Origin of the sequence: Cylindrospermopsis raciborskii Cr2010, assembly GCF_003367075.2 — a bacterium.
Classification (GTDB): Bacteria; Cyanobacteriota; Cyanobacteriia; order Cyanobacteriales; family Nostocaceae; genus Raphidiopsis; species Raphidiopsis raciborskii.
On sequence record NZ_CP065936.1, the window covers coordinates 2,328,406 to 2,343,185 of the forward strand.

Genomic DNA, 14,780 nt, shown 5'->3' on the forward strand with positions numbered 1-14,780 from the left:
CGCATCACGGTTAAATATCAAGGCGAATAAATTCGCCGTTGGCACTTCCTGTCTAACCGTGCCTTTCGGCGATTTTCTTGTGAAATCCGGGGATGAATTTAGTGCTGGGTTTATGGGAAATATTTTGCCGAGTTACTCAACTTTGTCAAAAATATATGTTACAGTTAGCGTTGTGCACCTCTTCAAAGATAAGTAGGCCACACTTAGTTTTTTCCGCGAGGAAAACGCTTGCAAGTCCTTTCACATGGGTTATTTGACCATGTCAGATTTAATTTTATTTTGGCATCGCCGAGACTTACGTACTTCTGACAATACGGGACTAGGAGTTGCCAGGGAAAAAACCAAAAAAGTAGTAGGTGTTTTCTGCTTAGACCCTAACATATTAGGACAGGATGATATAGCACCTGCTAGAATAACCTACATGATTGGCTGTTTGAAATCATTAGAGAGTCTATATTTACAAGCTGGCAGCCAGTTACTAATTTTACATGATAATCCGGTGAGAGCCATTCCCAATTTAGCTGAAGCACTGGAAGCGAAGGCAGTTTTTTGGAATTGGGATGTGGAACCCTATGCACAAATACGAGATCGGGATGTAACTCTGGCACTAAAAACCAGAGGTATTGAAACCTTAGAGAAAAATTGGGATCAATTACTGCATTCACCGGACACAATTCTCAGTGGTGCGGGGACACCCTATACAGTTTATACTCCCTTTTGGAAAAAGTGGCATAGTCAACCAAAAGTGGAACCAATAGAAATCTTAGCCAACTGTGAGAACTTAACAGCTAGAGAAGAGGAAATAGCTGAAAAATCAGGGGTAATTAAATTGCCCACTGCCAGAGATTTAGGTTTTATCTGGAGTGGGGAACTAATACTTGAACCGGGGGAAGTAGCAGCTTGGGAAAGACTAACAGATTTTCTGGATTGTGCTATTGATGAATATGAAGAAAAGAGAAACTATCCGGCTATTGATGGCACATCTTTGTTAAGTCCCGCCCTGAAATTTGGGGTAATTGGAATTAGGACTATCTGGCAAAAAACTCAGGAGTTATTAGCCATAAGCAACAGTCAAGAGTTTAGTAATGGTATTATCACTTGGCAAAAAGAATTAGCCTGGCGGGAATTTTATCAGCATGCCATGTACCACTTTCCTGAATTAGCTGAAGGCGCCTATAGGGATGTTTTTAAAAACTTTCCCTGGTCTGATAACCAAGAGCATTTTCAGGCTTGGTGTGAAGGAAAAACTGGTTATCCGATTGTGGATGCTGCTATGCGACAATTAAATGAGACTGGTTGGATGCACAATAGGTGTAGAATGATAGTAGCCAGTTTTTTAACTAAGGATTTAATTATTAATCCTCAGTGGGGGGAGAAGTATTTTATGCAGAAACTCATTGATGGTGATTTATCTGCTAATAATGGAGGATGGCAATGGAGCGCATCTAGCGGAATGGATCCTAAACCATTAAGAATTTTTAACCCGTCTAGCCAAGCACAAAAATTTGATAGCGATGGGGAATATATTAGACACTGGGTAGGGGAATTGGCATCTGTGGAGACGGAATATTTAATTGGTGGTAATATAACACCCTTGGAACGCCAAAGTGTTGGTTATCCTGCATCTATTGTAGACCATAAAAAACAGCAAGCTCTATTTAAACAATTGTATCAACAGCAAAAAGTGGCTTTTGGTTAGATTCATACCATAACCCACCCAGAACAAGCCATACTATATCATCTTTAATTATAAACTTTCTTATGACCAACCGTTTAGCTAAAACTAGAAGTCTTTATTTGAGGAAACACGCTGATAACCCTATTGATTGGTGGACTTGGTGTAATGAAGCATTGTTAATGGCTCAAACTGAAGATAAACCAATTTTCCTTTCCATTGGCTATTCCAGTTGTCATTGGTGCACAGTTATGGAGGGAGAAGCATTTTCTGATTTGGCAATTGCTGAATATATGAATGCCAATTTTATTCCCATTAAGGTAGATAGGGAAGAAAGACCTGATATTGATAGTATCTATATGCAGAGTCTACAGATGATGACTGGACAGGGTGGTTGGCCACTGAATGCTTTTCTCTCTCCTGATGATTTAGTCCCCTTTTATGCTGGGACCTATTTTCCTGTTGCTCCCCGCTATGGTCGTCCGGGTTTCCTGGAAATACTACAAGCTATCCGTCATTATTATGATCATCAAAAAGAGGACTTTCGTCAGCGCAAAGCATCTATTTTAGAAGCTTTACTCAGTTCTACTGTGTTGCAAAACCATGATCTGGATCAATTTGCCCATAGTCAATTCCACAGGTTTTTAAAACAAGGTTGGGAAACTGCTATGGGGGTGATTACTCCCAAACAAATGGGTAATAGTTTTCCGATGATTCCCTATTGTCAGTTGGTTTTACAAGGTACTCGCTTTAACTACCCATCTGCAAATGATGGACTGCAAATGGCTACCCAACGAGGTCTGGATCTGGCCCTGGGGGGAATTTATGACCATGTGGGTGGTGGTTTCCATCGCTATACGGTTGATGCTACCTGGACTGTGCCCCATTTTGAAAAGATGCTTTATGACAATGGTCAAATTGTTGAATATTTGGCTAATTTGTGGAGTGCAGGGGTGGAAGAACCAGCTTTTAAACGTGCAGTGGCTGGCACAGTAAGTTGGTTAGAACGGGAAATGATATCCCCTACAGGTTATTTTTATGCTGCTCAGGATGCGGATAGTTTTAACTGTTCCACTGATATGGAACCGGAAGAAGGTGCTTTCTATGTGTGGAGTTATCGGGAATTACAAGAGCTGTTAAGTGACCAAGAGTTGCTGGAAGTAAAGGAGCATTTCTCTCTAAGTTTAGAAGGTAACTTTGAGGGTAAGAATGTTTTACAGCGGTTATCTACAGGAGAACTAAGTTCAAGTCTGGAATTGATCTTGGGGAGATTATTTCTTTGCCGTTATGGTCAGACTGCTGAAACTTTGACAATTTTCCCCCCAGCACGAAATAATCATGAGGCAAAAACTAATCCTTGGCATGGTCGTATTCCACCTGTTACGGATACTAAGATGATTGTGGCGTGGAATAGTTTAATGATCTCCGGTTTGGCTAGAGCTAGTGAGGTTTTTCAACAACCTAGTTATTTACAATTGGCTGTGCAGGCTACTCGCTTTATTTTAGATCATCAGTTTGTAGATGGACGTTTTCATAGGCTTAACTATGATGGTGAACCTACTGTTTTAGCTCAGTCTGAAGACTACGCTCTATTTATTAAGGCTCTACTAGATCTACACCAAGCTGACTCTGGCAGTTCTAACTGGTTAGAACAGGCGATCGCTCTTCAAGATGAATTTAACGAATTTCTCCTGAGTGTGGAATTGGGAGGTTATTTTAACACATCCAGTGACAATAGTCAAGATTTAATTATTCGGGAGCGAAACTTTGTTGATAATGCCACACCTTCAGCTAATGGAGTGGCGATCGCCAATTTGATTAAATTATCTTTACTTACAGACAACTTATACTATTTGGATTTAGCTGAGTCAGCTTTAAAAGCATTCAGCACCATAATAGAAAAGTCTCCCCAATCTTGTCCCAGTTTATTGATAGCTATTGATTGGTATAGAAATTCCACTTTAGTTCGCAGTAGTATTGATAATATAAAAATACTAGCCGGCAAATATTTACCAACAACGATTTTTGATGTCATATCAAAATTGCCAAGTAACACTATAGGACTAGTGTGTCAAGGTTTGAAATGTTTACCAGCACCAGCAAATTTTAATGAACTATTAGCTCAAGTACAAAGGAGTCACAATAGATTGAGTTGAGAGGGGGCAAAAAGTTTTTCAGAAAATTTTGCTCCTAACCACTTGACAAGGAAAAAATATTTAGTAATAATATTTGGAGTGGGTAAAAACAAAAAACCTTCTGGGACTGTAGTTCAATTGGTTAGAGCACCGCCCTGTCACGGCGGAAGTTGCGGGTTCGAGCCCCGTCAGTCCCGTTTATAAAATGTGAGATGAATCCTAGAGCAATCTAGGTTAGAGTTGTATATTAATTAGAAAGAGAGAATTAAGCGTGTCTGTGAGAGTTCGTATAGCGCCCAGTCCTACTGGGAATTTGCATATTGGTACAGCCAGGACGGCTGTGTTTAACTATTTATTTGCCCATCATCAAGGTGGAAAGTTCATTGTACGCATTGAGGATACAGACCTAGAGAGATCTCGTTCCGAATACACTGATAATATTTTACAAGGACTAAGCTGGTTAGGATTAACTTGGGATGAAGGACCCTTTTTCCAGTCTCAAAGGTTAGAGCTATACCAGTTAGCAGTGAAAAAACTATTAGACCAAGGTTTAGCCTATCGTTGTTATACCACAACGGAAGAATTAGAAGCTCTCAGGGAACTGCAAAAAGCGAGAAATGAAGCGCCCAGATATGATAACCGTCATCGAGAATTGAGCCAAGAACAGGAAGCAGAATTTGTCAAACAAGGACGTTCATACGTAATTAGGTTTAAAATAGACGACCAGCGACAAATCCTCTGGAATGATCTAGTGAGGGGAGAAGTGAGTTGGCGTGGTAGTGACCTAGGTGGTGATATGGTCATTGCTCGTGCTAGTGATGATGGAATTGGTCAACCCCTATATAACTTTGTGGTTGTAGTAGATGACATTGATATGGAAATCACCCATGTCATTCGTGGAGAAGACCATATTGCTAATACAGCTAAACAAATTTTGTTGTATGAAGCACTGGGAGCAAACATTCCCGAATTTGCCCACACACCCCTAATTTTAAACCAAGAGGGGAGAAAACTGTCAAAACGAGATGGGGTAACCTCCATTTCAGACTTCCAGAAGATGGGTTTTACTGCACCAGCACTGGTCAATTATATGACTTTATTGGGATGGTCAGCACCGGATTCAACCCAGGAAATATTTACCTTAGAAGAAGCAGCAAAGGAATTTACCTTTGACAGGGTAAACAAAGCAGGAGCAAAATTTGACTGGGATAAACTGGACTGGATTAATAGTCAGTACATTCATAATATGCCAATAGAAAAACTAACGGATTTATTAATACCCTTTTGGCAAGATGCAGGGTATAGCTTGACCGATGGTAGGGATCGTCCCTGGTTAGAGCAGTTAGTGAGTTTAATAGCACCCAGTCTAACCCGCTTGGTGGATGCTCTACCTATGACCAAGATCTTTTTTACCAATGGGGTAGAGTTGACGGAAGAAGGGAGACAACAACTGGAGCAAGAAGGGGTAAAAGCCCTACTTAAAGCAATTTTGGTGGCTTTAGATATTAATACAATAACAGGGGACACAGCGCAAAATATCCTCAAGCAAGTAGTCAAAGAACAGGGAGTAAAAAAGGGTTTAGTTATGCGTTCCTTGAGAGCAGCTTTAACAGGGGATGTACATGGTCCGGACTTAATTACGTCCTGGGTACTGTTAAATAAGATTGGTTTGGATAAAACAAGACTGAGTCAAGCTCTAATATAAAAGAAGAGGGGGAAATGGGGGAGTTGGGAACCCAGAATGGGGAATTTTTGTCTTGGGAATAACAATAATGTGAGTAAAGATGAAAGTAGAATAGATACTATGGAAAAAAAAAGTCTGAATATACCAATTAGATCAATTAGACTATTAATACTCACAGTTGGTCTGGGAGTGACATTTGTAAATGATGATTTTGCCAATGGTCAACAAATGCCAACTATGTTTGGAGATGTACAGATTGGCCATCAATTCTCCCCAGATCCATTGTTGGTAAGAGGAATGAGTGGTGGTTTAATTCCGTCGAGTGAGGTGAATCGTATGGATAATAGTCCCACTGGTCCTTGTAGTGGATTTGTGGATGAAACACCAGACCATATTCTGAAATTAACTAGTAAGTTTGATTACTTAAAGCTCCAAGTGGAAAGTCCAGAAGATACAACCATTATGATTAGTGGAGTGGGTGGAACCTGGTGTAATGATGATTTAGATGGCAAGAATCCGGGGATTAGTGGTGAATGGTTGCAGGGTACTTATAAAATTTGGGTTGGATCCTATCAACAAGGAAAATATTTTCCCTATACTTTAAAGATTACAGAAGTTAAGTAATTGAGTTTTGATTAAGTTTTGTAAAATACTCAATGTGATTACTTACTTTTATGTTAAGCTAGTTTGCAGCAGAGTCCACATTATACAAACTAAACCCTAAAGTTACCAATGTTAGAATTCCACAGCTTATCTGAATTTTCTCGGTCAAATTGTGTGGGGATTTGTGCTTTTCTAGTTCCTGCTAACATACTAGCAACTGTAATGACGCTTTTCCTGACATTTGTTAATAGACCAAGATGGCAAGTATTTCAATCCGCTGGAATTGCAGCTGTGTTTAGTTTTTTCATGGTGTGGCATGTGTATACTTGGTTTAGTATTGGTGTAATTATGCCCCCAACCTATATTTTACTGAGTTTAGGAACTACTTGTCTGCTGACTAACCTGGGAGCAATAGTTTGGCAGGTCAATTTTAGATATGGCACTCAATCGGTCAAGACTGATTGATGAAATTAACAGCAGCTTTTAAATCTTCCAAGATGAAATCTGGTTGATAGAGTTCTAATTGAGTCCGATCTCGAATTCCACTCTCTACCCCAATCATCTTGACAGCATGTTTCTTAGCTGCTGTAATGTCTGCTTCTGTATCCCCCACCATCCAGATTTCAGTAGCAGGAGGAAGTTCTTTGATCGCTTTAGCCATTAACAATGGCTTATCTTCAATGTCACGGGTTTTTATATAGTCGTTACTCAGACAATAACGGCGATCTTCTGGAAAAAATTTGTCTAAATTAAACTTGTCAAAAGCATAGTTTAATTCCCTTACCCGTCGCATGGTCATCACTACTAAGTCAATTCCTGCTTCCTTTACCTTAACTAAAGCTTCTAAAGCTCCAGGAACCATTATATCATAGTCAAAATAAGGCTCTGTATGTACGGTTTCTTTGCGAATTTTAGCAAACTCCTGTGCTTGTTCTGCATCCAGTCCAGATTTAAAGGCTATTTGTTTTTCAGCAGTATGCGATCGCTTGAATTGCCAAAATTCTTCTTTTGTTAGTTTATGAATGACCTGGGATGGGTACTTAGTTTTCTGTAAACACAACAAGTACACTCGATAGTATCGTTCAGAAACATCCATAATTGGTCCGTCAAAATCAGTGATTAGTCTCAACATTAGCTATTGAAATGAATTTTTCCATCATTATCCCAGAAATTGGAACAACAACCAAAGGTTTTTAAAAACCTTTAACTGCTAACGAAACCACGTTTAATCTGCTCATTCTCCATAGCGGTAAACAGGGCGCGAAAATTACCTTCACCAAAACCAGAAGGATGGGAACGACGTTCAATAAATTCCAGAAAAAACGTCGGTTCGTTAAAAATTGGCTGGGTAAAGATCTGCAACAATAAGCCATTTGTAGATCCCTGAGAATCAATCAAAATCTCTTGCTGGGCGATCGCCTGAAATTCTGAGGGAGACAAAACAGATTGGAACCGCTGATCTAGTTGTGAGTAATAACTTTGAGGTATGGAAAGAAAGGTGACACCAGCAGCACGAAAGCGGGCGATCGCCTGGACAATATTTGTGGTACTTAGGGCGATGTGTTGCACACCGGAACCACGATTGAAATGTAAAAACTCCTGGATTTGAGAATTATTAGATGTTGGTTGATTTATAGGTAATTTAACTTTTCCATTACCGGAGATCATGACTTGACTATTTAGTCCTGAAATTCCTGTGTGGATATTAAAACTTTGTTGGGGTTTAAATTCCAAAATATTTTCATACCATGTAGCTGCGGTTGCCAAATCTCCAGATTCCACATTTAACACTACATGGTCCACATCGAGAAAACTATCCTGGTGGATAATTAATCTCCTGGTTGACTCAATTAATGAATGAGTTAAATTTCCCCAACCTTTTATTTGGCAACATTTACCAAATTGAGTTTTTTGAATAGGTTTTAAAAGTATGCCACCATGACTAATCACCCTTGCTATAACTGTTTCTATATCCTCTACAAGAAAAGCTACGTCTGCTACACCAGGGGGATGATGACATAAAAAATTTGTTACAGGACTAGTTTCCAATAATGGCGAAGAAATTAAAAAACAAACATTACCACTTCTCACCACTTGGGTATCAGTATCACGCAATTTTTGGTGATTTATCAAATCGAAAAAAGTTCCCCTGTGGGGAACTTGTTGAAAACCTAAATTGTTGACAAACCAATCTCGCCACCTGTGGGCATTTTCTACATAAAAGTGAACATGATCAATTTGCATCATATTAGTTTTTATTGATTAAAGACTTTTGCTTAGCATGGAATTATGTAAGTAGGTGGGTGGAATTAAATATAAGATGAACGTAGGTTGGGTTGAAGTATGAAACCCGACGCCCACATGGGTCTAGTCACTCGACCCATCCTACAAATAATTGTGGCTCCCCACTTAATAGCACCTAAGTTTGTCAAGAATCCCCCTAGAAAAATAAATGACTATCAGGTTGAATATTAATTTCCATTGGTACTGCTTGAGGTTCTAATGATAAAGCATAAAAAATTGCATTGGCTGCGGTTTCACAACTTAACATTTTTGTTCTATCTACCTTCATGCTGACATGATCCCAAAAAGGAGAATCTATCCCACCAAAATAAAACAATGTAAACTTGACACCAAATCGCTTTAATTCTTCCGCCATGGACTTGCTAAATCCCACCACACCAAATTTGGAAGCAGAGTAAGCCGCTGCCATGGGCATTGAATGTTTACCTAATATACCTACTACATTACAAATATGACCAAATTTACGTTTTTGCATTTCCTTGGCAGCTGCTTGACAAGTATAGAAACAACCCTTCAAGTTCAAATCCAGAATTCGATTTAACTCCTCCGGTTGTATGTTATTATATGCTTTAAGAATTCCTAGTCCTGCTGCATTGACCAAAACATCAATTTTACCAAAATTGGCTATGGTTGTTTGTATTAGTGCTTCGACCTGTTCTGGTTGAGTAATATCCGTTGGTACTACCAGTGATTCCGATGATAAATCGCTCACCAGGTTTTGTAACCTTATCCCATCCCTACTAGATAGGACCAACCTTGCTCCAGTAGATGCTAATTTACGGGTTAAAGCTGAACCAATACCACCAGTAGCACCAACGATGACTATAACTTGATCCTTGAGTCGATTCTGAACTTGATCCTGCATGAGAGTTATGGCGACGTTAAACTACTCAGGGTAGTATAACATGAGATATGGTTTCCACTCAACTATTCAGTTAGAGTTCAGTAAAGATCCAGTTAAAGTTTAATCCCTATTTGTCCGTTAAATCCCCGAATGGAATTATATCCCGCTCCGATAAAAATGTGTTTACTTGTTTCCACGTGGACGCCACCGGAAAGAGACACTTCCTTGTTAGTTGAATAATAACCAACTCCGACGTATGGAGATATAAATGGCAGATTAATAAACTTGAGAAGGTCAGCACCGGTAACACCATCTTTACCAGTCCCCACTTCTAAACCAAAACCAAAAACCTTGACACCCCCCGCGTAGGTGATGGTGCTATCCCTAGATCCCACTGCTACCCAAGGTTCGGGAATGAGTTGTGCTGATGCTGGATAGGGGTTGAATAATAGTAACCCCAGGGATGTAATGAGCGTTTTGATAACCAATGGTTTCATTTTTCTCTGTGTATAGACATTTTAGAGTTTTTAGATTCTTTCAATCACCTTAATTCCTAGTAAATTCAGTCCCAGTCGCAGGGTTTTTGCTGTTAGGTAGCATAACATCAATCTGGAAGTTCTAATTGGGTCTTCTGCTTTAAGCACTGGACACCTGTCATAGAACTTATTAAATTTTTCGCTGAGATTATACAAATAATCACATAGACGATTGGGCAATAAATCCTGCTCTACCTGGTAAAGAATCTCATCTAATTGTAATAAATTCTTGGCTAGGGCTAACTCTGTCTCTTCTTGAAGAATAATTTTGGCATCGGGAGCCAAATTTTCAAAGTCAATTTTACCTTCTCGACTAATACCCTGAGTTCGCACATAAGCATATAGCATATATGGTGCTGTATTGCCTTTTAAAGAAAGCATCTTATCATAACTAAAAACATAGCTACTGGTACGATTTTGACTCAAGTCTGCATATTTTACCGCGCTTATTCCAACTGTTTGAGCCACGTTCTGGATAAATTCCGGGGTTTCTTGTCTACCTTCTTGTTGTAATCTAGCTTCTAAATCTGTGCGAGCGCGGAAAACTGCTTCATCCAATAGGTCTTTTAATCTTACCGTGTCTCCAGAACGGGTTTTGAATTTTTTGCCATCTTCACCCAAGACTAACCCAAAGGGAATGTGAACCAATTCTACATCAGCGGGTATCCACCCAGCTTTTTGAGCAACTTGAAAAAATTGGGCAAAGTGATTTGCTTGTCCCGCATCGGTGACGTAAATTATCCTTTTAGCTTGATCTTCCCGAATACGGTAAAGTAATGCTGCTAAATCTGTTGTCGCGTAGTTATAACCACCATCTGATTTCTGTACGATTAATGGTAGTGCTTCCCCTTCTCTATTGGTAAATCCTTCCAGGAAAACGCATTTTGCTCCTTGATTTTCTTCTACGAGTCCTGCTGTTTCTAAATCCTCCACTATTTTTGATAGAAAGGGATTATAAAATGATTCTCCTCTTTCAATTATTTTAATATCTAACAGGTCGTAAATTGTCTGAAATTCTTTACGTGATTGTGCACACAATAACTTCCATGCATGAGTTGTATCTTCTGCTCCCGCTTGTAGTTTAACTACCTCTTGACGTGCTCTTTCTTGAAAAGTTGCATCTGCATCAAATCTCTGCTTGGCTTGACGATAAAAACTGACTAAATCTCCTATATTTAGAACATTGGCAGTGGTAAGCGCTTGTGGATACACCTCACGTAAATAGGCAATTAACATGCCAAATTGTGTCCCCCAATCACCTACATGATTTAGTCTTAATACCTGATGACCACGAAACTCTAAAATTCTGGCAATACAATCACCAATAATGGTGGAACGCAAATGTCCAACGTGCATTTCTTTAGCTATGTTTGGACTGGAAAAATCAACTATCTGCTTTTCAGGTTGATCCACTCTAGTAACTCCTAAACGGGGATCTGTTTTAATGGCATTCAGTTGTGATTCTAAATAGGATGTTTGTAATTTTAGATTAATGAATCCAGGTCCAGCAATTTCTGGTACTTCACACATATCTGATACGTCTAATTCCTCTACTATGGATGTAGCAATAGCCCTGGGCTGCATTCCCAATTTTTTACTCAGGGATAATGCCACATTGGCCTGAAAATCACCAAATTTAGGATTACTTGCTGCTACTAAAATGGGATCTACCTGCATATAATCTTCCCCAAATCTAGCCACTAATGCTTGCTGTAGTTTCAGTTTCAGTTTTTGTTGTGTAGCGTTCATATTTTAATTAAGTCTATTGGTGTGGAAAACTCTAAAACCCGGTTGATTTTGGTTCACTGCTGTCTAACTATTTTAACGGATGGCTAACCTTTACAATCCTCGCTCACAATTTTATCTTTAGGATTTCACTATGGTCATATTGCGGATGCGCCAAGAGTTTTGCTGGCGGTTCAAATCATATCTAACTCGCAATGCTTCTCGACCAGATGTCTGGCGATTTCCCCCTCGGTAAAAATCGGTGATTTCTTTAACCGTAGCTTCCACTAACGCATTGTTCGAGGTATTTCCCTCCTGACGAACAAGTTCTATTTTCACTTCATGTTTATACTTACGATGGCGCTTTGTAGCCATATCCTGTTTAACTATAGATTGCCATTGGGATAGGGCTGGATCTATTAAAATCTTGTCTAATCTTTTGATCTCATGATTGGGACCCATCGCTGCTGCTTTCGTCGATAACCAGGTTTCAATTAGTGTTTGAGCGATCGCCTTTGTGAGTTGTCCGGATGGTGGTGCTGGTTGAGGCGAGAGTGTAGGTATAACAACGGTTGGTTGATTCAACTGTACCACAAGTTTTCCTCCCTGTAAATTTGGCTGGTCTACCATTGTACTGTTTAACCTCCCCCAAATCGCAGGTATTAAAACCCACAGCCCTAATATGCCCCCTATTAGAAAAAATATATTTAATCGGGTTAAATCAGGAAATTTACGAGTGAAATTTTGTCTATACTTATTATGTGAACGATTATGTGAAGGTTTCTCTTCTACCTGTTCTTCTTGAATACCAGTTGAACCTCGTCTACGATGTTTATATTTACTAGATTGGTTTGTTCCCTCCTGTGCAAGGAAACCATGAGAGTTGTGACTATATCCTGAGATCTTCCACTGTTTTCCCCTCTCCTGTGGATGCGCAGTGGAAATTTGAGAAGCTACCTCCATCTTAGGTTCCTTCCATTCCTCTAGGTCTTGGGAGGAACTCACAATAGGTAGGTGTTCATCTTCTCTAAAGCTAGTATGGGGAATGCCAATCCCTGATAGTGAACCAACCTGACTGTTGACTGTCCTTACTTCCTCGGTTGTATATGGATCTGCTGGTAATTGCTCTAAGTATGCTTGTACCTGTTTGTCAGCAAAATAATCTTTTAAGGAAGCTTGCTGTTTACCTAAGTCTCGAAAATGGGGAAATACCTCTTGATCTAACCACTGCTCGCAGTACAAACACAGTCCCGGTAACAAATCTGGTGAATCCTGAGACTGCTGTCTAATTATGGTCAATTGTTCATATTCCCGACTTAGTTCTAAAACACGGGTTGCTTCTTCCGTTTGTCCCAGTAGTAAAGCACACAAAGCTTGTTCTAGATGTACATCTTGACGTTTAGCTAAAGGAAGCAAAATTTGCTTGGCTTGACGAATCAAAGCTGGTTGCCTTTGGCAAAATCCTTTAGCGATTAGTGCGTAAACAAATAAGTAGGTTGCTACGGTAGAAGGTCTTTTACTTTCAGATTCAAAAAGTTTATGTTGTTCCGATACCGTTAAGTGGTGTCGTAGCTGTTGAATAAACCGGAGAAAATCGTCCACATTCAAACCTGTTTGATCATTCCCCACGCCATCAATGCCACCTCTTTGGTCGAGAATATTTTGTAGCAATTCCCAACCTTGATGACGATCCTTAGTCCGCTCCATCGGTAGAGCCAATAGATCCAAAATTCTATAAGGTCTGAGCCTGCATACGTCCGCTGCAATTTCCCCTTGCACACTAGTAAACATTCCCTCCCGCAGGAGCAGTTCCTCTCCTGTTTCTAGGGATATGGCAGCGTTCTCATAATTGCTTTGTTGCCATTGTTCCCTTCCTAATTCCAGACAAGACAAAGCAACCGTTAGAATAACGTCTGGCAATTCATCAGCATTGGTTAACGTACGCCTTTGAGAGTGACGATCAGACTTACCTGGGACCCTATTCGTCAAGTATGGCTGACCTAATCTTAGTACCAACTCATATTCACCCAACTCTTGAAGTAGTACTAAGGCACCAACTAAGTTTTCTTTGGCAACGTCTATAGTTAGGGGTTGAGGATTATGATTTTGGTTACCTGTTTCCCCATTGTCCTCGGATGCTATCTCTATTTTTGTCTGATCGTATGCGTATGCTAGATATGCTTGATCGTATTTACTACGCTCTCTCGGATCTGAGAGAACCATGTAGGCTTGTTCCAGGATTCGCTTGCGAGCAGCTATTGCCAAGGTAGAATATTCCCGTTGTGGCAGTTGTAAAATGCGATCATTATAGGCCTGACGGAGTTGCTCCTCGGTTGCAGCCAATGGGAGTCCTAAGATTCGGTAATAATCGAGCGCGATTTGCACAGCTTGCTTCCCCTGCACCGTGTTTAATCCCCATTCTAGAGATATTTAACCTGGACTATTTCCACACAATATTGTACCAAAAAGCCGTCTCTAACATAGAGGACTACTTAATTTTACGACAACTATTTCTAGTAAGCAAGGCCAGTTTAACCGCCCAGCACCTAAATTTTATTCTTCGGGTGAGAAACTGCTCTCAATCCAAGAATGCTCCGCAACATTTCTTTACCTTATATATCTTGACCCCCAGTTTCAGATATTATATTATTTTTCTGTAATGTAGGTTACGGAATGTTGGGTTTGAGCGGTTAAAATCTACTGTCCGAATTGAAGACAAGAGGTCACATAAATGATTAATTCTAGATCACAAGCAGCTAAAAAGGCTGAACAAGTACACAGACAAAATATACTCAAAAATCTTGAGCACCGACTGGAAGCAGCAAGAACAAAAGGTGACGAGAGTCTAATTCGCCAATTAGAAGCCGAGCAGGCTTCTTATCAGTAGACTTAAACTGTTCTAGTCTTTTTAAAAACAATAAAATCGCCGTTGGTACTTCCTGTCCTAGTTCAGGTTATGTCCTTCGGCAATTTTTTTAGGTCTTTACTCCCCATTGAGGATTTTGGGAACTTTGAAAAAGTCACCCTCCTGTTGGGGAGCACTTCTAAGTATGGCCTCTCTGTCCAGGTAGGGTTGTAGTTTGTCTTCCCTAGTCACATTGCTCAAGTCAATGGCCCTGGTGGTAGGAGGGACGTTGCTAACATCAAGTTCCCCCAGTTGTTCTACATACTCCAAAATTCTTCCCAGCTGGAATGTGAATTGTTCCTCCTCCTCTGCTGTTAATTCTAGCCGAGCTAGGTTGGCTACTTTACGGACCTGTTCGCGATCAATCAT

13 protein-coding genes and 1 tRNA gene are annotated in these 14,780 nt (G+C 40.0%); 7 read left to right on the forward strand and 7 right to left on the reverse strand.

The annotated features are described in order from the left end of the window. The first annotated feature begins 259 nt into the window (after window positions 1–259). From C6N34_RS10535 to C6N34_RS10560, 6 genes are all read left to right on the forward strand, one after another. Complete coding sequence (locus tag C6N34_RS10535) at window positions 260–1,699, forward strand: FAD-binding domain-containing protein (protein ID WP_096547656.1); 1,440 nt, start codon at window positions 260–262, stop codon at window positions 1,697–1,699. Between the two features lie 62 nt (window positions 1,700–1,761). Continuing rightward, the gene (locus C6N34_RS10540; protein WP_115539353.1) at window positions 1,762–3,831 is read left to right on the forward strand and encodes a thioredoxin domain-containing protein; all 2,070 of its coding nucleotides are present in this window, start codon (window positions 1,762–1,764) and stop codon (window positions 3,829–3,831) included. A 102-nt stretch (window positions 3,832–3,933) separates the two neighbouring features. Further along, a tRNA-Asp gene (locus tag C6N34_RS10545) sits at window positions 3,934–4,007 on the forward strand. Between the two features lie 74 nt (window positions 4,008–4,081). After that, window positions 4,082–5,515, forward strand: coding sequence for a glutamate--tRNA ligase (gltX, locus tag C6N34_RS10550; RefSeq protein WP_057177250.1), 1,434 nt, complete (start codon window positions 4,082–4,084; stop codon window positions 5,513–5,515). A gap of 99 nt (window positions 5,516–5,614) precedes the next feature. Then, window positions 5,615–6,118 (forward strand): hypothetical protein, encoded by a 504-nt coding sequence (locus tag C6N34_RS10555; RefSeq protein ID WP_040008777.1) that lies wholly within the window; start codon window positions 5,615–5,617, stop codon window positions 6,116–6,118. A gap of 108 nt (window positions 6,119–6,226) precedes the next feature. Further along, window positions 6,227–6,562 carry a hypothetical protein gene (locus tag C6N34_RS10560; RefSeq protein ID WP_057177249.1) on the forward strand — a complete coding sequence of 112 codons (336 nt, stop codon included), beginning with the start codon at window positions 6,227–6,229 and terminating at the stop codon, window positions 6,560–6,562. Here C6N34_RS10560 and C6N34_RS10565 read toward each other — a convergent pair. From C6N34_RS10565 to C6N34_RS10590, 6 genes are all read right to left on the reverse strand, one after another. Then, window positions 6,549–7,229 carry an HAD family hydrolase gene (locus tag C6N34_RS10565; RefSeq protein ID WP_115539352.1) on the reverse strand — a complete coding sequence of 227 codons (681 nt, stop codon included), beginning with the start codon at window positions 7,227–7,229 and terminating at the stop codon, window positions 6,549–6,551. The genes C6N34_RS10560 and C6N34_RS10565 overlap by 14 nt on opposite strands. A 71-nt stretch (window positions 7,230–7,300) precedes the next feature. Then, window positions 7,301–8,344, reverse strand: a complete 1,044-nt coding sequence (hppD, locus tag C6N34_RS10570; RefSeq protein WP_181406995.1) for a 4-hydroxyphenylpyruvate dioxygenase — start codon at window positions 8,342–8,344, stop codon at window positions 7,301–7,303. A 193-nt stretch (window positions 8,345–8,537) separates the two neighbouring features. Then, window positions 8,538–9,266 (reverse strand): SDR family oxidoreductase, encoded by a 729-nt coding sequence (locus C6N34_RS10575; protein WP_006276866.1) that lies wholly within the window; start codon window positions 9,264–9,266, stop codon window positions 8,538–8,540. Window positions 9,267–9,358: 92 nt separating this feature from the next. Further along, entirely contained in the window at window positions 9,359–9,742 is a 384-nt protein-coding gene (locus tag C6N34_RS10580) for a hypothetical protein (protein WP_006276867.1), read from the reverse strand. A gap of 30 nt (window positions 9,743–9,772) precedes the next feature. Further along, window positions 9,773–11,530 carry an arginine--tRNA ligase gene (gene argS, locus C6N34_RS10585; protein ID WP_057177084.1) on the reverse strand — a complete coding sequence of 586 codons (1,758 nt, stop codon included), beginning with the start codon at window positions 11,528–11,530 and terminating at the stop codon, window positions 9,773–9,775. A gap of 117 nt (window positions 11,531–11,647) precedes the next feature. After that, window positions 11,648–13,909, reverse strand: coding sequence for an IMS domain-containing protein (locus tag C6N34_RS10590; protein WP_115539350.1), 2,262 nt, complete (start codon window positions 13,907–13,909; stop codon window positions 11,648–11,650). A gap of 328 nt (window positions 13,910–14,237) precedes the next feature. On the opposite strand from C6N34_RS10590, the gene pirA reads away from it, so the two are divergent. Next, a complete protein-coding gene (pirA, locus tag C6N34_RS10595; RefSeq protein ID WP_006276870.1) occupies window positions 14,238–14,393 on the forward strand; it encodes an arginine synthesis PII-interacting regulator PirA in 156 nt (51 codons plus the stop codon). Window positions 14,394–14,489: 96 nt separating this feature from the next. Here pirA and gatC read toward each other — a convergent pair whose 3' ends face one another. After that, entirely contained in the window at window positions 14,490–14,780 is a 291-nt protein-coding gene (gatC, locus tag C6N34_RS10600) for an Asp-tRNA(Asn)/Glu-tRNA(Gln) amidotransferase subunit GatC (protein WP_115539349.1), read from the reverse strand.